Genomic DNA, 22,810 nt, shown 5'->3' with positions numbered 1-22,810 from the left:
TCTCGCGCGTGCGCGGGTGAGCGGAGCGAGGTCTCGGCATGAGCGGTACGACCGACGGCACCGCCGTCACCGCGACGCCCCCCGAGGGCGTCCAGATCCCCGACGAACCGCCGCCGCACGGGCTGGGCGTCTCCCTGACGCCGGCCGAGGCGCCGGCCAAGACCGAGGGCACCTTCCCGTACGCCGCCGACCTGTGGGCCGAGGGCCTGTTGTGGGCTGCGGTGCTGCGCTCCCCGCACCCCCGGGCCAGGATCCGCTCCGTGGACGTCCGGCACGCCACCGAGATGCCGGGCGTGCGCGCCGTCGTCACGCACGAGGACGTGCCCGGTGACAAGGGGCACGGCCGGGGCGTCGCCGACCGCCCGGTGTTCGCCAGGGACGAGGTCCGCCACCACGGCGAGCCGATCGCCGCGGTGGCCGCCGACCACCCCGACACGGCCCGCCTCGCCGCCGCCGCCATCGTGGTCGAGTACGAGGTCCTGGAGGCCGTCACCGACCCGCAACTCGCCTTCGAGGCCGAGCCGCTGCACCCCGACGGCAACCTCATCCGGCACATCCCGCTCCGCTTCGGCGACGCGGAGGCGGTCGGCGAGGTGATGGTCGAGGGCTTCTACCGGATCGGCCGCCAGGACCCGGCGCCCATCGGGGCCGAGGCCGGCCTGGCGGTGCCGCGTCCGGACGGCGGGGTGGAGATCTACACCGCCTCCACCGACCCGCACGGCGACCGTGATCTGGCCGCGGCCTCCTTCGGCCTGGATCCGGCGCAGGTCAAGGTCGTGGTGACCGGCGTGCCCGGTGCCACCGGCGACCGCGAGGACCCCAGCATCCAGCTGTCCCTGGGCCTGTTGGCGCTCCGCACCGGGTGCCCGGTGAAGCTGGCCGCCACCCGTGAGGAGTCCTTCCTCACCCACGCCCACCGGCACCCGACGCTGCTGCGCTACCGCCACCACGCGGACGGCGAGGGCAAGTTGGTGAAGGTGGAGGCGCAGATCCTGATGGACGCCGGGGCCTACGCCGACACCTCCGCCGAGGCGCTGGCCGCCGCGGTGTCGTTCGCCTGCGGCCCGTACGTCGTCCCGCACGCCGTCGTCGAGGGCTGGGCGGTGCGCACCAACAACCCGCCGTCCGGCCACATGCGCGGCGAGGGCGCGCTCCAGGTCTGCGCCGCCTACGAGGGGCAGATGGACCGGCTCGCCGCCCACCTGGGCCTGGAGCCCGACGAGATCCGCCGGCGCAACGTCATGGCCACCGGAGACCTGCTGCCCACCGGGCAGACCGTCACCTGCCCCGCCCCGGTCGCCGAGCTCCTGCGGGCCGTCACCGAGGCTCCGCTGCCCGAGCTGCCCAAGGACACCCCGGAGGCCGAGTGGCTGCTGCCGGGCGGCCCCGAGGGCGCGGGGGAGCCGGGCGCGGTCCGACGCGGCGTCGGCTACGCGCTGGGCATGGTGCACATGCTGGGCGCGGAGGGCACCGACGAGGTGTCCACCGCGACCGTGAAGGTCAGCGGTTCGGTGGCCACCGTCATCTGCGCGGCGGTGGAGACCGGTTCCGGGTTCGCCACGCTTGCGCGGCAGATCGTCCAGGAGACCCTGGGCATCGAGGAGGTGCACGTCGCGGGCGTGGACACCGACCAGCCGCCGGCCGGTCGGGCCTGCCACGGCCGCCACACCTGGGTCTCCGGCGGCGCCGTCGAGCGGGCCGCGAAGATGGTCCGCACCCAGCTCCTGCAGCCGCTGGCCCACAAGTTCGGGATGTCCACCGAGCTGCTGCAGATCACCGACGGCAAGATCACCTCGTACGACGGGGTGCTCAGCACGACCGTCGCCGAGGCGCTGGACGGCAAGGAACTGTGGGCCACGGCCCAGTGCCGGCCGCATCCCACCGAGCCGCTGGACGAGACCGGCCAGGGCGACGCGTTCGTCGGCCTCGCCTTCTGCGCCATCCGCTGCGTCGCCGACGTGGACATCGAGCTGGGCACCGTCCGGGTGGTCGAGATGTCGGTGGCGCAGGACGTCGGCCGGGTGCTCAACCCGCGTCAGCTGCGGGCCCGCATCGAGGCCGGGGTCACCCAGGGCCTGGGCGCCGCGCTGATGGAGAACCTCCGCACCACCCGCGGTCAGGTCCGCCACCCCGACCTGACCGGCTACGCGCTGCCGACCGCGTTGGACGCGCCGGACATCCGGATCGTCAAGCTCGTCGAGGAGCGCGACGTGGTCGCGCCGTTCGGGGCCAAGGCGGTCAGCGCGGTGCCGGTGGTGACGTCGCCGGCCGCGGTGGCGTCGGCGGTCCGGGCGGCCACCGGACGGCCGATCGGCCGCCTGCCGATCCGTCCGCAGGCGGCGGTGGCGCAGCCGGCGCAGTGACGCCGTCGTGGCGATGCGGTGGCGTCGGCGGGTCCGTGCCGATGCCGCCGCCCGGCCCGCCCGCCGGCAGGCTCCTCCGGACGGTACCCCCTCCGGAACAACGAGGGGACCACCCATCCGGCCGGGGTGGTCTCTTCGTTCCGGGGCCTGGCCGACGGGTCGCGTCACCGAGCCGCACCCGCCAGCACGGTCACCCGAATGGCGCAAGGTGCCATCAACAGGGCTGAGGATTAAGCTGACTAGTGACCAGCCGAGGCAATCCGCGAAAGGGGAACCACATGCGCATTCGACGAATCCTCGCAGCCGTCATCGCCACGGCAGCCTTCGCCGGACTCGGCCTCACAGGCGCCGCCACCGCCACCGCCGCACAGGGTGCCCCGTCCTACGTCACCCCTCATCAGTGCGCGCAGGGCGGCGGAACGGCCGATCTGACGCACAACGTCTGCAACGGCGGTACGCACAACGGGCAGAAGGTCGACTGAAGCCCACTAGGCGCCCCGCAGCCACGCACCGCGGGGCGCTCCCGCGCGAGCGTGGCCGGAAGAGTCGCAGGGACTGTGCCGACCCGTCGGGCACGCGCTCCGGTTACGGCCGCCGCGGCGACGCGTTCGCGGTTGCGCGGCAGCGTGTCGAGGCAGGCCCGCAGCGCCGGCACGTAACGACGGGTCGGTGCGGAAGTGAGCGCAGCCAACGCAGCGGAACCGGAGCGGGCAGCCGTGTCCGCCGGCCTTGACGTTGCTGGGCTGGACGCAGGTGCCGTAGGGCACGGGGACCTGACCGATCCGCAGGTTTGTCCGACTCGGTCGGGGCGCGATCCGCGGTCGTTCGGACTCGTTCAACCCCTTCGTGCGGCCGGTGTCCTCGTCCCGGCCAACGGGGACGGGAATCGAGAAGGACGCGCGTAAGGGTGGCGCCCTTGGAGGGCGCCACCCTTACGACTTGCCTGGTCAAGGCGTTGGAGGCCGTGGCGGGAATCGAACCCACGTAACTCGCTTTGCAGGCGAGTCCCTAAACCACTCGGGCACACGGCCGGGGTGCGGTGCTGTCCCGACTGTAGGCCGCCCGGTGGGGGGTGGGGCAAGAGTGGCGGGGCGACTGCCACGAGGCTGCAACACGCGGTTCACGAACGGGCGGCGGGTGCCGGTCCGTCGGCGTCAGGAGGCCCGGAGGAACTCCTCGACCAGCGGGCGGAAGAGGTCCGGCTCGTCCACCCAGGGGTAGTGCCCCACGAGGTGCAGCGGGCGCACCTCGGCGTGCGGGAAGGCGGCGGCCACCAGTTCGCCGGCGCGCATCCCGACCACCGCGTCGCGGTCGCCGGTGACCACCAGGACCGGGCAGTCGACCTGCCGCAGGCCCGCCAGGAGTGCCTCCCGGGTCGACTCGTCCACGCCCTGCCAGAAGCCGGCCCGTGGCACCGGCCCCAACTGCTCGCCCTCGGTGGCCGCATGGGCCCGCTGCGGCTCGTCCCACCGGCCGTAGGCCAGTGGCGCCGCCGCGTACAGCAGGTCGCGCACCCGCGCCAGGTCGGACGCCTCGGCCAGTTCCTGCACCGCCACCGAGGCCCGCGGCCACCACTCCTCGTGCATCCGGGAGGTGAAGATCTCCTGGGCGTCGTCGGGGAGTTCGCCCTGGAGGCGGGAGCCGGGGCAGACCAGCACCAGGCGGGTCAGCCGTTCCAGGTGGGTCGCCGCGTACGCCTGCGCCACCGTGGCCCCCGCGTCGTGGCCGAGCAGGGCGCAGCGTTCCAGGCCGAGGTGGGCGCGGAGCGCCTCGACGTCCGCGGCGAGGTGCGGGAAGGCGTACCGCGCGGGGTCCGCGGCGGCCGGGGAGGAGCCGGTGCCGCGCCCGTCCGGGACGATCAGTTGCCGGTGCCCGGCCAGTCCTCCCAGGTCCCCCAGGTACGCGGCGTCCCGCCCGGGGCCGCCGGCCAGGCACACCAGGGGCGGGAGTGCGGAGTCGGCGGGGCCGAGCACGCGGTAGTGCAGCTCGGTGTCGTCGTAGGTGCGGAAGTAGGGCATGCGGACAGCTTGCCGGACGGTGCGGGACGGGAGGGTGTCCGGGCTGCCGCGGCGGGCGGCGGGCGGCGGTCGCGACCCGCGGCGTAGGACCGACGGCCGAGGTGATCCCCGCCTCCGGACAGGGGCGCACCTGCCCTACGGCCCTTACGCTGGCCCGATGACCGCTGACCCTTCGAGCCCCGCGGACGCGGCCGCCCGCGTCGCGACGGACCGCACCACCGCACCCGCCCCGGCCGGCACCACGCCCCCGGCCGGCTCCGGCGGCGTCCTCGGCCGGGAGCACCGGGCGCTGACGCTCGGCATCATCTCCGTCGTCTCCCTCATCGCCTTCGAAGCGAGCGCGGTGAACACCGCGATGCCGGTGGCGGCCCGGGCCCTCGACGGCATCGGGCTCTACGCCTTCGCCTTCTCGGCGTTCTTCACGGCCAGTCTCTTCGCGATGGCGCTCGCCGGTGTGTGGAGCGACCGGCGCGGTCCGCTGGCGCCGCTGTTCAGCGGGATCGCCGCGTTCGGCGCGGGGCTGGTGGTCGCCGGCGGGGCGCAGGGCATGGGCATGTTCGTGGCCGGGCGCGGAATCCAGGGCCTGGGCGGCGGGCTGGCGGTGGTGTCGCTGTACGTCGTCGTCGGCCGCGGCTACCCGGAGCGGTTGCGGCCGTCGGTGATGGCGTCGTTCTCGGCGGCCTGGGTGGTGCCGGTGATCGTCGGCCCGTTGGTCGCGGGGACGGTGACCGAACAGTTCGGCTGGCGCTGGGTGTTCCTCTCCATACCCGTGCTGATACTCCTGCCGCTCGGGGTGATGCTGCCGGCGCTGCGCAAGCTGCCGCGCAGCGCACCGGGGCCGGACGCCGGCCTCCGGCGGATCCTCGGCAGCCGCCGCTGCCGGCTGGCCCTGGCGGTCGCGGTGGGCGCCTCGCTGGTGCAGTACGCGGGCCAGCACCCGAGCTGGTTCGCGCTGCTGCCGGCCGCGATCGGGTTGGCGCTGCTGGTGCCGGCCATCGTGCGGCTGCTGCCCCGCGGCACGTTCCGGGCGGCCCGGGGGCTGCCGACGGTGGTGCTGATGCGCGGTCTGGCCGCCGGGGCGCTGGTGGCCGCCGAGAGCTTCATCCCGCTGCTGCTGGTCACCCAGCGGGGCCTGTCCGCCACCCTCGCCGGGCTCTCGCTCACCGGCGGCGGCCTGACCTGGGCGCTCGGCTCGTACGTCCAGAGCCGCCCGCGCATGGACCGGCACCGCGAGCGGTTGATGGGACTGGGCATGGCGCTGCTGGCGGTGGCGATCGTGCTGGTGCCGCTGGTGCTGATCGACGCGGTGCCGGTGTGGACGGTGGCCGCGGCCTGGACGATCGGCGGGTTCGGCATGGGGCTGAACATCTCCAGCGGCGGTGTGCTGCTGCTGAAGTTGTCGCGGCCGGAGGAGGCGGGCAGCAACTCCTCCTCCCTTCAGATGTCCGACGCACTGGGCAACGTGACCTTCGTCGGGGTCAGCGGGGTGCTGTTCGTGGCCTTCGGCGGCGGTTCGATCGCCGCGGCCGGCGCCGCGTCGGCGGCCCCCGCGGGCGCCGCACCGGCGGGCCACCCCGCGGCGTTCCTGGCGGTCTTCGCGGCGATGGCGGTGGTCGCGGCCGCCGGTGCGCTGGTGGCCGGCCGGCTGCGGCCGAAGGCCGAGTAGCCGAGTGGGGGCGACCGGAGCGACCAGCGGAGTCCGCCGACCGGGAGCAGCGCGGCCGTGGCGGGCGCCGAGCTCCGCCGACCGGGTCCGCCGCCCCGGAGCAGTACGACCGTAGCGGGCGCCGCGGACCGCCGACCGCCGCGCGAAAACCGGCAGTTCGAAGCCCCGGAGGCCGGTCGCCGGGCGCCGGGCCGCGCCCCCGCGGGTCGCCCGCGCGGGCCTCGCCCCGGGGCGCGCGCCGTTCGCCGGTGGGGTGTGACCTCGCTCCCACCGCGGGGCGGGAGCGGGCGTTCGGCGCCGGGCGGAAAGCGGGGCACCGGTAGGCTGACGCGGTTGCCGATCGCCGACCTCAGCCGACGGAGACCGTGACTACTACCACCAGCGCCACCAACAGCCATCACCTGTCCCCGGCCTTCCCGGGACGGGCCCCGTGGGGCACCGCGAACAAGCTGCGCGCCTGGCAGCAGGCGGCCATGGACCGCTACCTCCAGACCCAGCCGCGGGACTTCCTCGCCGTGGCCACGCCCGGCGCCGGCAAGACCACCTTCGCGCTGACCCTCGCGTCGTGGCTGCTGCATCACCACGTCGTGCAGCAGGTGACGGTCGTCGCGCCGACCGAGCACCTGAAGAAGCAGTGGGCGGAGGCCGCGGCCCGGATCGGGATCAAGCTCGACCCGGAGTACAGCGCCGGGCCGCTGGGTCGCGAGTACCACGGCATCGCGATCACCTACGCCGGCGTCGGGGTCCGCCCGATGCTGCACCGCAACCGCATCGAGCAGCGCAAGACGTTGGTCATCCTCGACGAGATCCACCACGCCGGCGACTCGAAGTCGTGGGGCGAGGCGTGCCTGGAGGCGTTCGAGCCGGCGACCCGGCGGCTGGCGCTGACCGGCACCCCGTTCCGCTCGGACACCAACCCGATCCCGTTCGTGGCGTACGAGGAGGGCGACGACGGCATCCGCCGGTCGTCCGCCGACTACACCTACGGCTACGGCAACGCGCTCGGCGACGGCGTCGTCCGGCCGGTCATCTTCCTCTCCTACAGCGGCAACATGCGCTGGCGCACCAAGGCCGGCGACGAGATCGCGGCGCGGCTGGGCGAGCCGATGACCAAGGACGCGGTCTCCCAGGCGTGGCGCACCGCGCTGGACCCGCGCGGCGAGTGGATGCCGAACGTGCTGCGGGCCGCCGACCGGCGGCTGACCGAGGTCCGCAAGGGCATCCCGGACGCCGGTGCCCTGGTGATCGCCTCCGACCAGGAGCAGGCCCGGGCCTACGCCAAGCTGATCCGGGAGATCACCGGTGAGGGCGCGACCCTGGTCCTCTCCGACGACGCGGGCGCCTCGCAGCGCATCGACGACTTCTCGCACTCCGAGGACCGCTGGATGGTCGCGGTCCGGATGGTGTCCGAAGGCGTCGACGTGCCCCGGCTCGCGGTCGGCGTGTACGCCACCACGATCTCCACCCCGCTGTTCTTCGCGCAGGCGGTCGGCCGGTTCGTGCGGTCCCGCAAGCGCGGCGAGACCGCGTCCGTCTTCCTGCCCACCGTCCCGTCGCTGCTCGGCTTCGCCAACGAGATGGAGGTCGAGCGCGACCACGTCCTCGACAAGCCGAAGAAGGACGCCGAGGAGGACCCGTACGCCGAGTCCGAGAAGGAGATGGACGAGGCGAACAAGGAGCAGGACGAGGACACCGGCGAGCAGGAGCAGTTCTCGTTCGAGGCGCTGGAGTCGGAGGCCGTCTTCGACCGGGTGCTCTACGACGGCGCCGAGTTCGGCATGCAGGCGCACGCCGGCAGCGAGGAGGAACAGGACTACCTCGGCATCCCCGGCCTGCTGGAGCCCGACCAGGTGCAGATGCTGCTCCAGAAGCGGCAGGCCCGGCAGATCGCGCACAGCCGCAAGAAGCCGGACGCCGAGGCGGACCTGCTGGAGATGCCCGCCGAGCGGCGCCCGGTGGTCACGCACAAGGAACTGCTGGAACTGCGCAAGCAGCTCAACACCCTCGTGGGCGCCTACGTCCACCAGAGCGGCAAACCGCACGGGGTGATCCACACCGAGCTGCGCCGGGTGTGCGGCGGCCCGCCGAGCGCGGAGGCGACGGCCGGGCAGTTGGGCGAGCGCATCAAGAAGGTGCGGGAGTGGGCCACCCGCATGCGCTGAGCGTGTCCCGGTCCCGGTCGGCCGTCCGGGACCGGTGAGGCCGCCGGTCCCGGCCCCGGGGGCCTGGGCGGATACGGGGCCGGGCCGGGGAGGTGCGGTGCAGGTCCGGTGCGGAAGCGGTGTGCACGGCGCGCCGCGGGCGCCCCGCCGAAGCACGGTCGTTTGGTAACGGAGCGGTCACGGTGGCGCGACTCGAACCCCGTCGGAGGAGACCACGGTACGGACGAGAGCGGATATTCCGGGCGTGAAAGCCCGGATTCTGGACGCGCTCTTCCGCTGACCGGAGTCGCTCGCTACTGTCCCGGTCACGCACACGCCCCGTGGCAGCGCCGCCGCGGAGCGCAGCCGGTGCAAAGCGGCCGGCGGCTCTTGCGCGCTGTTCCGGGACGAGCAGTGCGCCGCGCACGGACGCCGCCACTCACTCCAGGAGGGGGCGTCGTGACCGCAGAGACCTCCCAGACGCTCGACCGAGGACTGCGCGTCCTCAAACTGCTCGCCGACACCGACCACGGGCTGACCGTCACCGAGCTCTCCCACAAGCTCGGGGTCAACCGCACGGTGGTCTACCGCCTGCTGGCGACGCTGGAGCAGCACGCTCTGGTGCGCCGGGACGCCGGCGGTCGGGCCCGGGTCGGACTGGGCGTGCTGCGCCTGGGTCGCCAGGTCCACCCCCTGGTCAGGGAGGCCGCGCTGCCGGCGCTGCGTTCCCTGGCCGAGGACGTCGGCGCCACCGCCCACCTCACCCTCGTCGACGGCACCGAGGCGCTGGCGGTCGCGGTCGTCGAGCCGACCTGGACCGACTACCACGTCGCCTACCGCGCCGGATTCCGCCACCCGCTGGACCGCGGGGCCGCCGGGCGGGCCATCCTCAAGGCGCGCCAGGGCCGCCTCCAGGACGGCGGGCTCGCCCTGACGCACGGGGAGTTGGAGGCCGGTGCCAGCGGTGCCGCGGCGCCGTTGCTCGGGGTCAGCGGCATAGAGGGCAGCGTGGGCGTGGTGATGCTCACCGACTCCGTCGCGGAGCAGATAGGCCCGCGCGTGTTGGACGCGGCCCGGGAGGTCTCCGAGGCCCTGCGCTGACGCCGCCGTGGGGCCCGCCGCCGGCCGACGAGCCGGCGCCCGGCGGGCGGACGGCGCGCAGGACGACGCTCGCGTGCCCGGTGTGGGGACCCTGTGGCGCTGCCGTGTGACCAGGGCCTCGCACGGGGCGGGCGGGGCGGGGGTCATTTAGGGTGGCGGGGTGTCCTCACGCGCCCGTGCCCTGCTGGTCTGCACCGCCCTCGTCCTCGCCGTCCTCGTCACCGCCGCCCTGGCCCCGTTGCCGTACTCGGTCGCGTATCCGGGCATCACGGCCAACGTCCTCGGCGACGACAAGGGCAAGCCGGTGATCACCGTCTCCGGCGTGCCCACCCGCGAGACCAGCGGGCAACTGCGGATGACCTCCATCACGGCCACCGGACCGGCCGCCTCCGTCCACCTGCCGGACGTGCTCCGCGCGTGGTTCCGCACCGACGAGGCGGTGATGCCGCGGGACTCGGTCTACCCGGTGGGCAACAACACCGAGGAGATCGCCGAGCACAACGCGGAGCAGATGAAGCAGTCGCAGGACAGCGCGACCCGGGCCGCGCTGAACCGGCTGGGGAAGTCCCCCAAGGACGTCAAGGTCACGCTGAGCCTGGCGGACGTCGGCGGGCCGAGTGCCGGCCTGATGTTCGCGCTGGGCATCGTCGACAAGCTCGACGGGGACGGTGCCGGGCACGAGCTCACCGGCGGCCGCACCATCGCGGGGACCGGCACCATCGACGCCGACGGCGCGGTCGGCGCGGTCGGCGGGGTGGCCCTGAAGACCCAGGCGGCGCACCGCGACGGCGCGACCGTCTTCCTCGTCCCGCGCAAGGAGTGCACGGACGCCCGCGCCGAGCTCCCGCAGGGGATGCGACTGATCCCGATCACCACCTTGGCGGGGGCGGTGGACGCCCTGAAGGCCCTCGACTCCGGCGGCGCGGTGCCCAGCTGCACCGACTGAGCCGAGGGCCTTGCGGCCGCGCTCAGAGGGTCGCGGTGACCTCGCGGTCGGCGTAGCGGAAGCCGTCGTCGTCGAAGTAGAAGACGGTGACCTTCACCGTGTCGCCCTCGGTGAAGCCCTCGGCGGCCGCGCGGAGGTGCACCTGCGCGGTGTGGTCGGCGTAGTCGCAGACGAGCTTGTCGACCTTGAGGGTGCCCGCGCCGCGCGCCGCCAGCTTCGACGAGGTGAGCTGCTCGGCGTTGGCGACCAGCTGGTGGTTCATGCCTGGGTCGCAGGAGTACGTGACGTCCACCCGCAGGCCCGGCGCGTCGAGCGAGACCTTGTCGACGGCGATCAGGTTGGCCTTGGCGGCCGCCGTGGGCGCGGTGGCCAGGGCGCCGGCGCCGACCAGGGCGGCGACGGTGGCGGCGCCGGCGAGGCGGCGCCGGATGCGCGATGCCTGCATGGAGTTGTTCCCTTTCCCCCTGCGCAGTCGCGGTTGCGGCGACTGCGTCACTTGTTCGGTTTCGTGCGGCGCAAACCTTACGGGATCTTGCGGGGGATCGAGCCCGTTTTCGGCGGGATCGTGCGGTCCTAGCGGCCGCCCTCCTTGATGAAGCCCTCCTTGAGGAGCCACTCCTTGGCCACCGCGTGCGGATCCTGGCCCTCGACGTCCACCTTGGCGTTGAGCTTCTGGGCGACCTCGTTGTCCAGGGCGGCGGTGACCGGCGCGAGGACGGCGGCGATCTGCGGGTGCGCGCGCAGCGCGGCGGCGTTGATCTCCGGTGCGGCGTTGTAGTTCGGGAAGAAGTGCTTGTCGTCCGCGAGCACGGTCAGCCCCATGGCCTTGATCCGGCCGTCGGTGGTGAAGACCTCGCCGAAGGTGCAGGACGTGCCCTTCGCCGTCTCGGTGTAGACGACGCCGCCGGTCATCCGCCGGACGTTGCCGGGCGGGACGTTCATGCCGTACGCCTTCGCCATGCCGGGCAGGCCGTCGTTGCGGGTGGCGAACTCGTTCTCCACGCAGAGCGTGACCGCGCCCGGGTCCCTCTTCAGCAGCGCGGCGACGTCGGAGAGGGTGCGCACCTGGTACTTCTTCTCGTTGGCGGCGTTCAGCGCCAGGGCGTAGGTGTTGTTCAGCCGGGACTGCGGCAGCCAGACGATGCCGTTGCGCAGGTCGGCGTCCCGTACCGCCTCCCACTGCCGCTGCGGGTCCGGGATCGGCTTGACGTGGCCGAGGTGGGTGATCCAGCCGGTGCCGGTGTACTCGTACATGCCGTCCGCGGTGCCGGTGCGCACGGCCTCCCGGGCGCCGATGGTGCCCTGGACGTTGGTCTTGTCGATGACGGTGGCGCCGGCGGCCTTGAAGACCAGCCCCATGATCTGGCCGAGGATGATGTTCTCGGTGAACTCCTTCGACGTGACGGTCAGTTCGGCGCCCTTGAGAGGCAGTCCCTTACCGACCGTCCCCGGGGCGACGTCGTCGGTCATCGGGCTGCCGCTGACCAGCCCGCAGCCGCCCAGCAGCGCCGCGGCCAGCACCGCCGCGACGACCGCCCCCCGCGCGCCCCGGTGTTCCCGCCGCCCCGGGGACCCCCGCCACCCGCTCACGTGGCCACCTCCAACCCGCGCGGCCGCAAGAGCAGTTCCACCAACGAGGCGAGCCACTCGACCAGCAGCGCCAGCGCCACGGTCAGCGCCGAGCCGAGGATCAGCACCGGCATCCGCTGGGTGATGATGCCCGCCGAGATCAGGTCGCCCAGCCCGCCGCCCCCGCCGAACGTGGCCAGCGTCGCGGTCCCCACGTTCAGCACCAGCGCGGTGCGCACGCCGGCCAGGATCAGCGGGACGGCCAGCGGGAGTTCGACCCGGCCCAGCACGCCCAGCGGGGACATGCCGATCCCGCGGGCCGCCTCGGTCAGCGTCGGGTCGATCCCGCGCAGTCCGGCGATGGTGTTGGCCAGCACCGGCAGCACGGCGTAGATCACCATGCCCACGATCGCCGAACGGGCCCCGATGCCGAGCCAGATGACCAGCAGCACCAGCAGGCCGAGCGCCGGCACGGCCTGCCCGAGGTTGGCGACGACCATCGCGAACGGGGTGGCCCGGCGCAGCCGCGGCCGGGTCAGCGCGATGCCCAGCGGAATCGCGATCACCAACACGAAGAAGGTGGAGACGGCCGTCAGTTGGATGTGTTGGCGCAGCGCCAGCCACACCTTGCCGTGGTCGACGGCCTGGTGGGCGATGGAGTCCAGCTGGGCGCCGCGGAACCACAGCCAGGTCGCCAGCAGCGCGGCGGTCAGGAACGCCGGCATGAACGTCCACTTCTGCCAGCTGATCCGGCGTCCGCCGGCGGCCGCGGACCCGCTGGGCGCGGTGCCGGCCGCCAACTCCCGTTCCGTGTCCGCCGCGTCGTCCGGGAGGGTCGCCCCGTCGGGCCCGTCAGCGCGCTCCGGACGGCCCCCGCGACTCGGGGACGTGCCCGGCGTCACGCCCGGCCCCCCGGGCCGCCGTCGGCCCCACCAGCGCCGTCCAGGCCCTCCTGGGCGAGCTGGGTCCGGTGGGCGCTCAGCGTCTGGAGTTCGTGCTGGTGCTCCAGGGCCTCCAGGCGGTCCGCTTCCAGCAGTTCGTGGACGTTGTTCATCAGCGTCTCCATGTCGACCACGCCGAGGAACTCGCCGCGCCGGCCGGTGACCGCGACCCGCCCCGCGCTGTCGGTCAGCACCGCCTCCAGCGCGTCGCGCAGCGTCGCGTCCCTGGTCACCGTGTCGGTGACCAGAGTGCCGGCCCGGGCCAGTGACTGCTTGGCGCGCGAGAGGTCGCCGCGGCGCAGCCACTTGTACGGGCGGCGGTGCCGGTCCAGCAGCAGCACCTCGTTGGTGGCGCCGTCGCGCAGCAGGTCGAAGATCGACTGGAGCGGGTCGTCGACCTGCGCGGTGGGGAAGTCGACCACCGCCACGTCCCGCACCCGGGTCAGGTTCAGCCGCTTGAGCGCCGCCCCGGCGCCCACGAACCCGGAGACGAAGTCGTCCGCCGGATTGGTCAGGATGGCCTCCGGGGTGTCGAACTGGGCGATGTGCGAGCGCTCGCGGAGCACCGCGATCCGGTCGCCGAGCTTGATCGCCTCGTCGAAGTCGTGGGTGACGAAGACGATGGTCTTGTGCAGCTCGTGCTGGAGCCGGATCAGCTCGTCCTGGAGGTGGTCGCGGGTGATCGGGTCGACCGCGCCGAACGGCTCGTCCATCAGCAGCACCGGGGGGTCGGCGGCGAGCGCGCGGGCCACCCCGACCCGCTGCTGCTGACCGCCGGAGAGCTGGCGCGGGTAGCGGTCGTGGAACTCGCCCGGGTCCAGCCCGACCAGGTCGAGCATCTCCGCCACCCGCTCCCGGGTGCGCGCCTTCGACCAGCCGGTCATCTTCGGCACCAGGGCGATGTTCTCCGCCACCGACATGTGCGGGAAGAGCCCGGACGCCTGGATCGCGTAGCCGACCTTGCGCCGCAGGCCGACCGGGTCGATGGCGGTGACGTCCTCGTCGCCGATCCGGATGCGCCCGGAGGTCGGCTCGATCAGCCGGTTGATCATCTTCAGTGTGGTGGACTTCCCGCAGCCGGACGGCCCCACGAACACCACCGTCTCGCCGGCCTTGATCTCCATGCTGACGTCGTCCACCGCCGGGGCCGGGTTGCCCGGATAGACCTTCGTCAGGTGCTCCAGGTGGATGGCGGCGCCGGTCGAAGCGGCCGGCCGGGCGGCCGCCCCGGTGGCGCTCGGGTCGCTCGCGGGCGGCTCAGGCACGGATCCCCCTGGAAATGGTCAGGCGTCCGATCAGGACGTAGGCGGCGTCGAAGAGGAGGGCCAGGATGACGATCCCGAGCGTCCCGGAGAGCACCTGGTTGAGCGCGTTGGCGCTGCCCAACGAGGCGATCCCGCGGAAGATCTCGTTGCCCAGGCCGGGGCCCGAGGCGAAGGCGGCGATGGCCGCGATGCCCATCAGCATCTGGGTGGCGACCCGGATGCCGGTGAGGATCGGCGGCCAGGCCAGCGGGAGTTCGACCCGGAACAGCCGGGCGGCGCGCGACATCCCGATGCCCTTGGCGGCGTCGACCAGTGCCGGGTCCACCCCGCGCAGCCCCACGATGGCGTTGCGGACCACCGGCAGCAGTCCGTACAGCGTCAGGGCGATGACGGTCGGCGCGACGCCGAGGCCCACGATCGGGATCAGCAGGCCGATCATGGCCAGGGACGGGATGGTCAGGATGGTCGCGGTGGTCATGGTGGCGAGGGCGCCGGCCCACTCGCTGCGGTAGGTGGCGACGCCGAGCGCGACGCCCAGCACGGTGGCGATCACCATGCACTGGAAGACGGCGCTGGCGTGCTGAAACGTGTCCGTCAGCAGCTGGGCGTGCCGGCTGCCGACGTACTCCCAGAAGCTCACCCGTCGCCTCCTCGGTCCGTCACCGCTGCGGCCCGCCCACCGCGGTTCAGTCGCCCGCGGCCTGCTTCACCAACGGGATGAGCCGGAGCGGAACGGGATTTTCCATGACGATCGCCGTGGACGCCCGCACGATGCCATCAAAGCCCACGACCCGGTCGATCACCCGCTGGAGATCGGCGTTCGACCGCGCCACCAGCCTGCAGAGCATGTCCCCGTGTCCGGTCGTTGTATGCAGTTCCAGTACTTCCGGTACGCCGGCCAAGTGGGCCCGCACGTCGTTGCCTTGGCCCTGCTTGATCTCCAGCGTCGCGAACGCGGTCACCGGATAGCCCAGCGCCGCGGGGTCCACGTCCGGCCCGAAGCCCCGGATCACTCCATTCGACTGAAGCCGGTCGAGCCGTGCCTGCACCGTCCCGCGGGCCACCCCCAGCCGGCGGGACGCCTCCAGGACGCCGATCCGCGGTTCCCGGGCGAGCAGTTCCAGCAACGCCCCGTCCAAATGATCGATCGCCACCGTCGTAGCCTCCGATTCCGATGGTCATCCTGTACAGATCGCTCGGTGAGTTCCGTGAGCTGCTATGCATATTGCCCAGTGATTGCGTGAACTATTGCGCACCTTGTGGATCGGCGGGACTCTGCGGACATGGCAGACACCACGATGCACACCCAGCCCACCACCCCGGCCACGGCCCGGCAGGCGGACCCCTTCCCGGTCAAGGGGATGGACGCGGTCGTCTTCGCCGTCGGCAACGCCAAGCAGGCCGCGCACTACTACTCCACCGCCTTCGGCATGAAGCGCGTCGCCTACCAGGGCCCGGAGACCGGTAGCCGCGAGACGGCCTCCTACGTCCTGGAGTCCGGCGGCGCGCGGTTCGTCTTCACCTCCGTGGTCAAGCCGACCACCGAGTGGGGCCGCTTCCTCGCGGAGCACGTGGCCGCGCACGGCGACGGTGTCGTCGACCTGGCCATCGAGGTGCCGGACGCCCGCGCGGCGTACGCCTACGCCGTCGAGCACGGCGCCACCGGCCTCACCGAGCCCTACGAGACCAAGGACGAGCACGGCACGGTGGTCCGGGCCGCCATCGCCACCTACGGGCAGACCCGGCACACCCTGGTGGAGCGCACCGACTACGACGGCCCCTACCTGCCCGGCTTCGTCGCCATCGAGCCTCTGGTCGCCGCCCCGGCAAAACGTTTCTTCCAGGCCGTCGACCACTGCGTCGGCAACGTCGAACTCGGCAAGATGGACGAGTGGGTGGCCTTCTACAACAACGTCATGGGCTTCACCAACATGAAGGAGTTCGTCGGCGACGACATCGCCACCGAGTACTCGGCGCTGATGTCCAAGGTCGTCGCGGACGGCACCAAGAAGGTGAAGTTCCCGCTCAACGAGCCGGCCATCGCCAAGAAGAAGTCGCAGATCGACGAGTACCTGGAGTTCTACGGCGGCCCGGGCGTCCAGCACATCGCACTGGCCACCAACGACATCGTGGCGTCGGTCCGCCAGATGCGGGCCGCGGGCGTGGAGTTCCTCGACGTGCCCGGCTCGTACTACGACACCCTCGGCGAGTGGGTCGGCGAGACCCGGGTCCCGCTCGACGAACTGCGCGAACTGAAGATCCTCGCCGACCGGGACGAGGACGGCTACCTCCTGCAGATCTTCACCAAGCCCGTCCAGGACCGCCCGACGGTCTTCTTCGAGATGATCGAGCGGCACGGCTCCCTGGGCTTCGGCAAGGGCAACTTCAAGGCCCTCTTCGAGGCGATCGAGCGCGAGCAGGACCGCCGCGGCAACCTCTGAGCCCGCTCCGGCCGGCACCGTCCTGCCGCCGGAGCCCCGTTCCCGTGGGCCGTACACGATCTTCCGTGTACGGCCCACGGATGCGAGGCTGAGGGCATGGACCTCATCGCACGCCTGCGCGCCGGGCTCCCCGGGGAAGCGCTGCTCACCGACCCCGACGTCACCGGCTCCTACGCCCGGGACATGGCCAACTTCTGCGACGCCGGAACCCCCGCCGTGGTCGTCCTGCCGCGCACCGTCGAGCAGGTCCAGCACGTGATGCGGACCGCGACCGAACTGCGGGTCCCGGTCGTCCCCCAGGGCGCCCGCACCGGCGTCTCCGGCGCCGCCAACGCCACCGACGGCTGCATCGTGCTGTCGCTGGTCAAGATGGACCGCATCCTGGAGATCAACCCCGTCGACCGGATCGCGGTGGTCGAGCCCGGCGTCGTCAACGCCGTCCTGTCCCGCGCGGTCAACGAGCACGGCCTCTACTACCCGCCCGACCCCTCCAGCTGGGAGACCTGCACCATCGGCGGCAACATCGGCACCGCCGCCGGCGGCCTGTGCTGCGTGAAGTACGGCGTCACCGCCGAGTACGTGCTCGGCCTGGAGGTGGTCCTCGCCGACGGCCGACTGATCAAGACCGGCCGGCGCACCGCCAAGGGCGTGGCCGGCTACGACCTCACCCGGCTCTTCGTGGGCTCCGAGGGCAGCCTCGGCGTCGTGGTCCGCGCCACCCTGGCGCTCAAGCCCGAGCCGCCGCAACAGCTCGCCCTGGTCGCCGAGTTCGGTTCGGTGTCCGCGGCCGGCGACGCGGTCTGCCGGATCATGGCCGAGGGCCACGCCCCGTCCCTGCTGGAGCTGATGGACCGCACCAGCGTCCGCGCGGTCAACGCCATGGCGCAGATGGGCCTGCCGGAGACCACCGAGGTCCTGCTGCTGGCGGCCTTCGACACCCCCGATCCGGCGGCCGACCTGGCCGCGGTCGGCGCGCTGTGCGAGGCCGCCGGCGCCACCCAGGTCGTCCCCGCCGAGAACGCCGCCGAATCCGAACTCCTCCTCCAGGCGCGCCGGTTGACCTTCACCGCACTGGAGCGGATCAAGCCCGCGATGCTCATCGACGACGTCTGCGTGCCCCGCTCGCAACTCGCCGCGATGCTGGAAGGCGCCGCCGCCATCGCCGAGAAGTACGACCTGACCATCGGCGTCTGCGCGCACGCCGGCGACGGCAACACCCACCCGCTGGTCTGCTTCGACCCGGCCGACCCCGACGAGGAACGCCGCGCCCGCGAGTCGTTCGACGCCATCATGGCCCTCGGCCTCCAGCTGGGCGGCACCATCACCGGCGAGCACGGCGTCGGCGTCCTGAAGAAGGAGTGGCTGGCCCGCGAACTGGGCCCGGACGCGGTGGAACTGCACCGCGGCATCAAGCAGGTCTTCGACCCCCTGGGACTCCTCAACCCGGGAAAGCTGTTCTAGACGCCCCGCCATCCGCCCGACGGGCCCGCCGCCCGGCCCGCCGAGCGCCCCGCGTACGGTCGAGGTGACGCGAACCGTCACCTCGACCCCTCCCGCCGCCCCGAAGGAAACCCCACGGTGAAGGCCCTCCTCTGGCTGCTGCTCCTGGCCGCCCTCCTCTTCAACCTCCTCTCCTACGCCCTCTGGGACGGCTCGTTCCAGGCGCTGATGAGCGTTGGCTCCGGCCTGCTCTGCCTGGCCGCGGCCGGCGGACTCTGGGGCCTGCGCAGGCGGGGCGCGGTGGCGCGGTCGTAGGTCGGACCGGGAAACGATCCGCCCACCGGGCCACGGTCGGCCGACGCGACGCCACCGGTCACGCTCTTGGCCCGGCGCCCGCCGCCGGTGGCAGGGGCCAGCGGTGTACCCGTCCGTCCGGGGCGGTGTACCGCAGGCTCTGCTCGGTGGGCGTGACCTCGATGAGGAACCATTCGCGGCGGGGGCGCTGGAGTTCCCGCCACAGTCGGTGGGCGCTCTCCACCGGCCCCCACAGGTCACGTGGTCCCGTGGACGTGACCTGCGGCGGGCCTTCGGGCACGTCGTCGATGCGGGCCGCCGAGCCGTCGGCGGGGTCGTACAGGGTCGTGACGTGCAAGCCTTCGTCGTTCGTCCCGTACGTGCGGACGAGGCCGGGCGGCAGGTGGAGCTCGGCGAAGAACGAGAACGTCCAGTCGTCGAGCACCCGAGACGAGACCTCGGCATCCATGCGAGGGCCGTCCGGAACGAGGGCCGCCGGTGCGGGCTGCTCCGGCCCGCTCCTGAGCGGCATGAACGCCGCGGGCGTGTGCAGGACGTGCCCGGCCGCCGTCCCGTCGGGGAGCTTGGTCAGACGGGCGACCATCCCGCCGGCGAGCGCGCCCTTGAGCGGAACCACCATGATGCCGCCGGGGCGGAGCCGCGCCAGCCATGCGGGAGGGACGCGGCGTACGGAGGCGGTGGCGATGATCCGGTCGTAGGTGGCGTCGCCGGGGAAGTCCCGTGCCGCATCGCCGTGGACGACCCGCGGGGTGAAGCCCACGGAACCCAGCCGTGGGCGGGCCTTGTCCGTGAGGGCGCCGGTGCGGTCGACGGTCGTGACGTTTCGGTCCCCGGCGAGGAAGCACAGGATGCCGGCGTTGTAGCCCGTGCCGGTGCCGGCTTCGTAGACCTCGTCCCCTTCGTTCACGTCGAGGGCGTCGAGCATGTCCGCCATGAGGCTCGGTGCCGTCGACGACGAGGTGGGGACTCCTGGCAGTCCTTCGGGGGCGGCGTCCTCCGCGTGGATGCCGGCCACTTCGGTGATGAGGGAGTCGTCCGCGTAGACGGCGTCCAGCCACGCCTCCGCATCGCCGTCGGACCTGCGCCAGGGCAGGAACCGTTCATCGTGGCGGCGGTAGAAGACGGGCACGAAGGGGTGCCGGGGGACGTTGAGGAAGGCGCCCGCGAGACGGGAGGACAGCACCACGCTTCCGCGGTCGATCTGCTGGGTCAGGGCGACGCGGGCGGCGATCAGGCGCTGTGCGTCGTCGGCGGTGGGGGTCACTGGCTGTTTCCTTCCAAGTAGTCGCAGATCGCGGCCGTGATCGGCAGTCCGGTCGCCTGCTCGATGAACCCGTACTGTCCGCTGGGGTTCACTTCCAGGAAATGCCAGTCGCCGGCCGGGGAGACCACGAAATCGAAGGCCCCATAGGGAAGTTGTAGCTGGTCGAGCATCCGCAGCGCGCCGGACGCCACGCCGGCCGGCGGCTCGCAGACCTGGTACGTGTGGCTGTCGTAGTCGCTGCGCCAGTCGATGCGGCCCGCCTCCGAACCGGCGTGGATCTCGGCCGCGAAGATCCGGTCGCCGACGACGGTCAGCCGCACCTCGTACGCCTTGGGCACCCACTCCTGGAACAGGTGCGCGGTGGTCGCGATGTCGGGGTGGGAGAGGTCTTCAGGGGGGACGATGCTGGCGTACACGGCGGCAGTGCGCCCGTGCATGGTTCCCCGCACGTGGAAGAACGGTTTGTAGACGAGCGGGCCGCCGACCGAGTCGGCGAAATCCCGTGCCGCTGCGGGGTCATTGGTGATCAATGTCCGGGGTACGCGGAGCCCTGCTGCCGCGGCGACGCGCAGTTGCAGCGGCTTGTACTCGGCGTCGGCCGCCTTCCCCGGCGGCGGCAGCCACCGGCAGGGCAGGGCGGCCAGCAGCCCACCGAATCCCCAGCGTGCCTCGGTCTCCGCGACCCTGCGGGCCTCCGCGGTCATCTGCGCGGGGAACGTCGGACGCGTGGGACGGCGGTAGTAGACGGAGCGGACCGAGGCCAGATCGAGCGTGCGGCGGTCGTTGCGCAGCGTGCCGTGCCAGTGGTGCCCGCTGAGGCTCGCGGCGAGCGTGAGCCTCAGCGGGAATTCGGCCAGGTCGGCCCGGAAGACGGGCACGGCACGCCGGTTCAGCTCCTCGACCACCAGATCGCAGGTCGGATCGAAACGACCCGCCAGGACGAGAACCTGTCCGGCGTCCGCCATCAGTCGTCGCTCGGTCCGGGGTCGTCCGGCGCGTCCATCTGCCCGGTGGGCTGCGTCGGGCCGTACGTCTTCGGCGGGTTCTTGGTCATGTAGACGCCGGGCGGGAGGTCTTCGTAGGTCCCCGTTTGGGTGTCCTCGTCGTACACGACGTCGTCCGGCAGGATGCCGCCCGAGGCCGTCACCGGTACGAGGAAACGGAACGCGAACGGCGACGGGCCGTGGCCCGCGGTGAGTTCGGGCAGGGGGGTGGCGCCACTGGTGCTCAGTGGCAACCGCAACTCCGGTGCGTCCAGCGCCAGGCCGATGGAACGGCGCTCTGCCACGTCAGTGCTGGGCATGGGCTCTCCTGTTCTCTCAGTGGGGGGAGTGCTCGTACGTCCCCACCCGTGTGGGAGGGGAGGTCTTGGGGGGCCGGTGTGGCGGCGTCCCTCACCGCCCGGAGGCGGCACCCCGCGTTCGGGGGCGGACGGGGCGGGACGAACGGCACGTCTGCCGTCGTCACGCTGCTTCCCGTCGGGGGACGCCACGCCTGGGGCGGGCCCGCGACCCGGTCTAGGGCCGATGCCGTCCGCTGTCGGGAGCGTCGTCCGCGTCGTCGTCCGGCTCGTAGGCGGGCGCCGGCAACCGGGCGCCGCGGCTTTCCGCGACCCGGTGGGTGGTGACCAGGGAGTTCTTCAACTCGACGGTGAGCAGATGGAGTTCACCGGGCGTCCAGGACCGTGCGGCGAGGATCTGTTCCGCGTCCTCGATGAGGACGGCGGCGGAGCCGAGCTGTTCGTCCTCCCAGCGGTCGGCGAGCCGGGAGACGTACCCGGTGCCGTCACTGGGGAGCAGGAAGCACGGGTTCCCCTCCGGGGTCGTCCAGGGCAGGAGTCGAGGCGTGCGGTCGGCGTGGTCCCTCATGCGGCGACCTCCAGCCCGTGGATGCGGCGCGGCCCGACGTCGACGCCGTGCACCGCGAGCCACAGCGCCCGCCGCCGTCCCCGTCGTAGCTTCCGTTCCCGGCGCTCCGCCTCGGTGAGGACGTACGGCCGCACGAGCGGGACGTCCTCACCGCGAAGCAGGACGGGCGGCCGGGCGGGCGGCCGACGCGGCGCGATCGCCGGTTGCGGCTCCGCGCGGCGCGAGGTGGTGTGCGGGGTACTGGGCGTCCGGTGTCGACCGACGGCCGGAAGTAACAGCCGCAGCAGCGGCAGGAACAGCCTCACGGTACGGTGCATCACGTCGTCAACTCCTCGAAGTTGGTGGCCACGCCCCCGGACCGGTCGCACGGTCGCGGGGGTCTTGTGCGATTGGCGGGTCGCGCCGCCCTGGGCCCATTACGTTGGGTAGGTACAGCGTTGCTCTGCGGAGCGGCGGGATGCAATGCCGGACGCGTGCCACTCATCGACTGTCACAAAGGGGAAGGCGTGAGCCGACGCAATGCCACGGGGGGAACGGCCGCCACGAACGCCGCCGTCTTCGGGGAGGTCCTGAGGCACTTCCGCGAAGCGGCCGGGCTCACCCAGGAGGAACTGGCGAGGAAGATCCCGTGCGATCGGTCGCAGGTGGCGCGAGTCGAGCGGGGAACGCGGGTCCCACACGAAACCTCGGCCGAGAAGTGCGACGAACTGCTGAGCACCGGTGGGGTGTTGAAGAAGCTGTGGGGCCGCATCGACTGGTATCCGGAGGTCGCACACCCTGACTGGTTCAAGCGCCGGGCGGAGATGGACGCGGTGGCGGTTGCCTTGCGGGAGTATCAGACCCAGGTCATGCCGGGCTTGTTACAGACGGAGGACTATGCACATGCCCTCTTCTCCCGTGTTACGACCGGTGACGAAGTGACGGACCGTGTACGGGCGCGACTGAGTCGACAGCAGCGGTTCCTTGCGCCGGACGGACCGCTCTACGTCGTCGTACTGGACGAGAGTTGCCTGCGCAACGTCGTGGGAGGACCCGCAATCATGTACGGCCAGTGCGCTCATCTGCTGGCTGTGGGTGAACGTCCCAACATCCGGGTGCAAATTGCCCCATGCGGCCGTGCTGGGCTCGTGCGCCCCAACGCCTCGATGTCGCTGATCACGCTGCCCGACGGGCATGACTGGGTCTACTCGGAGTCGCTGGACCGTGGGCATTTCACCGACGATCCGGCTGTCTCTGCCCGCCACGGCCAGACCTATGATGTGCTCAGGGCCGATGCGCTGTCAGCCCTTGAGTCTGCCGCTCTGATCGAAGAAGCGATGGAAGGGTACGGACACCGTGGACAGGCACGAGTTCAACTCCACGACGTGGATCAAGAGCAGCTACAGCGGAGACAACGGCGGCAACTGCATCGAGGTGGCCCCCGGTTTCCCCGGCGTCGTCCCCGTTCGTGATTCGAAGGATCCGCGTGGCCC

At 72.4% G+C, this 22,810-nt stretch carries 22 protein-coding genes, 1 tRNA gene and 1 pseudogene; 11 read left to right on the top strand and 13 right to left on the bottom strand.

Annotated features, from left to right (window positions below; translation table 11 throughout):
* Positions 1 to 38: 38 nt before the first annotated feature.
* Positions 39 to 2,363 (top strand): xanthine dehydrogenase family protein molybdopterin-binding subunit, encoded by a 2,325-nt coding sequence (locus tag ACJ6WD_RS27055; RefSeq protein WP_376557342.1) that lies wholly within the window; start codon positions 39 to 41, stop codon positions 2,361 to 2,363.
* A gap of 278 nt (positions 2,364 to 2,641) precedes the next feature.
* Positions 2,642 to 2,845, top strand: a complete 204-nt coding sequence (locus ACJ6WD_RS27050) for a hypothetical protein (RefSeq protein ID WP_016571720.1) — start codon at positions 2,642 to 2,644, stop codon at positions 2,843 to 2,845.
* Between the two features lie 474 nt (positions 2,846 to 3,319).
* Here the strand turns inward: ACJ6WD_RS27050 and ACJ6WD_RS27045 are convergent.
* Together ACJ6WD_RS27045 and ACJ6WD_RS27040 are read right to left on the bottom strand one after the other, a co-directional pair.
* Positions 3,320 to 3,394, bottom strand: a tRNA-Cys gene (locus tag ACJ6WD_RS27045).
* A gap of 123 nt (positions 3,395 to 3,517) precedes the next feature.
* Positions 3,518 to 4,381 carry an alpha/beta fold hydrolase gene (locus ACJ6WD_RS27040; RefSeq protein WP_407616699.1) on the bottom strand — a complete coding sequence of 288 codons (864 nt, stop codon included), beginning with the start codon at positions 4,379 to 4,381 and terminating at the stop codon, positions 3,518 to 3,520.
* Between the two features lie 157 nt (positions 4,382 to 4,538).
* On the opposite strand from ACJ6WD_RS27040, the gene ACJ6WD_RS27035 reads away from it, so the two are divergent.
* The 4 genes from ACJ6WD_RS27035 (at position 4,539) to ACJ6WD_RS27020 (ending at position 10,235) form a co-directional block, all read left to right on the top strand.
* Positions 4,539 to 6,047 carry an MFS transporter gene (locus ACJ6WD_RS27035; protein ID WP_407616698.1) on the top strand — a complete coding sequence of 503 codons (1,509 nt, stop codon included), beginning with the start codon at positions 4,539 to 4,541 and terminating at the stop codon, positions 6,045 to 6,047.
* A 365-nt stretch (positions 6,048 to 6,412) separates the two neighbouring features.
* Positions 6,413 to 8,209, top strand: a complete 1,797-nt coding sequence (locus ACJ6WD_RS27030) for a DEAD/DEAH box helicase (protein ID WP_233659408.1) — start codon at positions 6,413 to 6,415, stop codon at positions 8,207 to 8,209.
* A 438-nt stretch (positions 8,210 to 8,647) separates the two neighbouring features.
* Entirely contained in the window at positions 8,648 to 9,289 is a 642-nt protein-coding gene (locus tag ACJ6WD_RS27025; RefSeq protein WP_016575357.1) for an IclR family transcriptional regulator, read from the top strand.
* Between the two features lie 160 nt (positions 9,290 to 9,449).
* Positions 9,450 to 10,235, top strand: coding sequence for a S16 family serine protease (locus ACJ6WD_RS27020; protein WP_233659409.1), 786 nt, complete (start codon positions 9,450 to 9,452; stop codon positions 10,233 to 10,235).
* A 22-nt stretch (positions 10,236 to 10,257) separates the two neighbouring features.
* On the opposite strand, the gene ACJ6WD_RS27015 is transcribed toward ACJ6WD_RS27020, so the two are convergent.
* The 6 genes from ACJ6WD_RS27015 to ACJ6WD_RS26990 form a co-directional block, all read right to left on the bottom strand.
* Complete coding sequence (locus tag ACJ6WD_RS27015) at positions 10,258 to 10,680, bottom strand: hypothetical protein (protein WP_233659410.1); 423 nt, start codon at positions 10,678 to 10,680, stop codon at positions 10,258 to 10,260.
* A 128-nt stretch (positions 10,681 to 10,808) separates the two neighbouring features.
* Positions 10,809 to 11,705 carry a glycine betaine ABC transporter substrate-binding protein gene (locus ACJ6WD_RS27010; RefSeq protein ID WP_407616725.1) on the bottom strand — a complete coding sequence of 299 codons (897 nt, stop codon included), beginning with the start codon at positions 11,703 to 11,705 and terminating at the stop codon, positions 10,809 to 10,811.
* Positions 11,706 to 11,821: 116 nt separating this feature from the next.
* Positions 11,822 to 12,706 carry an ABC transporter permease gene (locus tag ACJ6WD_RS27005; protein ID WP_407616697.1) on the bottom strand — a complete coding sequence of 295 codons (885 nt, stop codon included), beginning with the start codon at positions 12,704 to 12,706 and terminating at the stop codon, positions 11,822 to 11,824.
* A complete protein-coding gene (locus tag ACJ6WD_RS27000) occupies positions 12,703 to 13,929 on the bottom strand; it encodes a betaine/proline/choline family ABC transporter ATP-binding protein (protein WP_376446346.1) in 1,227 nt (408 codons plus the stop codon). Before ACJ6WD_RS27000 ends, ACJ6WD_RS27005 begins: the two co-directional genes overlap by 4 nt.
* Positions 13,930 to 14,002: 73 nt before the next feature.
* Positions 14,003 to 14,650: an ABC transporter permease gene (locus ACJ6WD_RS26995; protein ID WP_376557332.1), complete on the bottom strand. Its 648-nt coding sequence runs from the start codon at positions 14,648 to 14,650 to the stop codon at positions 14,003 to 14,005.
* A 46-nt stretch (positions 14,651 to 14,696) separates the two neighbouring features.
* Positions 14,697 to 15,164 (bottom strand): Lrp/AsnC family transcriptional regulator, encoded by a 468-nt coding sequence (locus tag ACJ6WD_RS26990; protein WP_016576396.1) that lies wholly within the window; start codon positions 15,162 to 15,164, stop codon positions 14,697 to 14,699.
* A gap of 129 nt (positions 15,165 to 15,293) precedes the next feature.
* Between ACJ6WD_RS26990 and hppD the strand changes: the two genes are divergently transcribed.
* From hppD to ACJ6WD_RS26975, 3 genes are all read left to right on the top strand, one after another.
* A complete protein-coding gene (gene hppD, locus ACJ6WD_RS26985; RefSeq protein WP_233659414.1) occupies positions 15,294 to 16,451 on the top strand; it encodes a 4-hydroxyphenylpyruvate dioxygenase in 1,158 nt (385 codons plus the stop codon).
* A 96-nt stretch (positions 16,452 to 16,547) separates the two neighbouring features.
* Complete coding sequence (locus ACJ6WD_RS26980) at positions 16,548 to 17,912, top strand: FAD-binding oxidoreductase (protein WP_053164772.1); 1,365 nt, start codon at positions 16,548 to 16,550, stop codon at positions 17,910 to 17,912.
* A gap of 117 nt (positions 17,913 to 18,029) precedes the next feature.
* On the top strand, positions 18,030 to 18,206 hold the full coding sequence (locus ACJ6WD_RS26975) for a hypothetical protein (RefSeq protein ID WP_233659415.1): 177 nt from the start codon (positions 18,030 to 18,032) through the stop codon (positions 18,204 to 18,206).
* 58 nt (positions 18,207 to 18,264) lie between these two features.
* Here the strand turns inward: ACJ6WD_RS26975 and ACJ6WD_RS26970 are convergent, their stop codons facing one another.
* From ACJ6WD_RS26970 to ACJ6WD_RS26950, 5 genes are all read right to left on the bottom strand, one after another.
* The gene (locus ACJ6WD_RS26970) at positions 18,265 to 19,470 is read right to left on the bottom strand and encodes a protein-L-isoaspartate(D-aspartate) O-methyltransferase (RefSeq protein ID WP_407616696.1); all 1,206 of its coding nucleotides are present in this window, start codon (positions 19,468 to 19,470) and stop codon (positions 18,265 to 18,267) included.
* Positions 19,467 to 20,435, bottom strand: a complete 969-nt coding sequence (gene tgmB / locus ACJ6WD_RS26965) for an ATP-grasp ribosomal peptide maturase (protein WP_407616695.1) — start codon at positions 20,433 to 20,435, stop codon at positions 19,467 to 19,469. Before tgmB ends, ACJ6WD_RS26970 begins: the two co-directional genes overlap by 4 nt.
* Entirely contained in the window at positions 20,435 to 20,773 is a 339-nt protein-coding gene (locus tag ACJ6WD_RS26960) for a hypothetical protein (RefSeq protein WP_275464495.1), read from the bottom strand. The genes tgmB and ACJ6WD_RS26960 overlap by 1 nt, the downstream gene beginning before the upstream one ends.
* A 214-nt stretch (positions 20,774 to 20,987) precedes the next feature.
* Positions 20,988 to 21,338 (bottom strand): hypothetical protein, encoded by a 351-nt coding sequence (locus tag ACJ6WD_RS26955; RefSeq protein WP_407616694.1) that lies wholly within the window; start codon positions 21,336 to 21,338, stop codon positions 20,988 to 20,990.
* Positions 21,335 to 21,655 carry a hypothetical protein gene (locus ACJ6WD_RS26950; RefSeq protein ID WP_407616693.1) on the bottom strand — a complete coding sequence of 107 codons (321 nt, stop codon included), beginning with the start codon at positions 21,653 to 21,655 and terminating at the stop codon, positions 21,335 to 21,337. Before ACJ6WD_RS26950 ends, ACJ6WD_RS26955 begins: the two co-directional genes overlap by 4 nt.
* Between ACJ6WD_RS26950 and ACJ6WD_RS26945 the strand changes: the two are divergent.
* Both ACJ6WD_RS26945 and ACJ6WD_RS26940 read left to right on the top strand, forming a co-directional pair.
* Positions 21,650 to 22,639 (top strand): annotated as a pseudogene (locus ACJ6WD_RS26945) (Scr1 family TA system antitoxin-like transcriptional regulator); the annotation flags it as partial. The gene ACJ6WD_RS26950 and the pseudogene ACJ6WD_RS26945 sit on opposite strands and share 6 nt — an antisense overlap.
* Before the next feature lie 34 nt (positions 22,640 to 22,673).
* The coding region (locus ACJ6WD_RS26940; RefSeq protein ID WP_407616724.1) for a DUF397 domain-containing protein at positions 22,674 to 22,810 on the top strand (137 nt) is incomplete at its 3' end.

The sequence above is a fragment of the Streptomyces sp. VTCC 41912 genome (assembly GCF_045799175.1).
GTDB lineage: Bacteria > Actinomycetota > Actinomycetes > Streptomycetales > Streptomycetaceae > Streptomyces > Streptomyces albulus_C.
The sequence above is the reverse complement of the archived record's forward strand: the minus strand, read 5'-3'. Positions and strand labels throughout refer to the sequence as shown.

Bases quoted from the DNA above. Each gene is read 5' to 3' on its own strand.
- ACJ6WD_RS26955 (WP_407616694.1), bottom strand. From the start codon at position 21,338: ATGAGGGACCACGCCGACCGCACGCCTCGACTCCTGCCCTGGACGACC.
- ACJ6WD_RS27050 (WP_016571720.1), top strand. From the start codon at position 2,642: ATGCGCATTCGACGAATCCTCGCAGCCGTCATCGCCACGGCAGCCTTC.
- ACJ6WD_RS27040 (WP_407616699.1), bottom strand. From the start codon at position 4,381: ATGCCCTACTTCCGCACCTACGACGACACCGAGCTGCACTACCGCGTG.
- ACJ6WD_RS27035 (WP_407616698.1), top strand. From the start codon at position 4,539: ATGACCGCTGACCCTTCGAGCCCCGCGGACGCGGCCGCCCGCGTCGCG.
- tgmB (WP_407616695.1), bottom strand. From the start codon at position 20,435: ATGGCGGACGCCGGACAGGTTCTCGTCCTGGCGGGTCGTTTCGATCCG.
- ACJ6WD_RS27055 (WP_376557342.1), top strand. From the start codon at position 39: ATGAGCGGTACGACCGACGGCACCGCCGTCACCGCGACGCCCCCCGAG.
- ACJ6WD_RS27015 (WP_233659410.1), bottom strand. From the start codon at position 10,680: ATGCAGGCATCGCGCATCCGGCGCCGCCTCGCCGGCGCCGCCACCGTC.
- ACJ6WD_RS26960 (WP_275464495.1), bottom strand. From the start codon at position 20,773: ATGCCCAGCACTGACGTGGCAGAGCGCCGTTCCATCGGCCTGGCGCTG.
- ACJ6WD_RS26950 (WP_407616693.1), bottom strand. From the start codon at position 21,655: ATGCACCGTACCGTGAGGCTGTTCCTGCCGCTGCTGCGGCTGTTACTT.
- hppD (WP_233659414.1), top strand. From the start codon at position 15,294: ATGGCAGACACCACGATGCACACCCAGCCCACCACCCCGGCCACGGCC.
- ACJ6WD_RS26980 (WP_053164772.1), top strand. From the start codon at position 16,548: ATGGACCTCATCGCACGCCTGCGCGCCGGGCTCCCCGGGGAAGCGCTG.
- ACJ6WD_RS27010 (WP_407616725.1), bottom strand. From the start codon at position 11,705: ATGACCGACGACGTCGCCCCGGGGACGGTCGGTAAGGGACTGCCTCTC.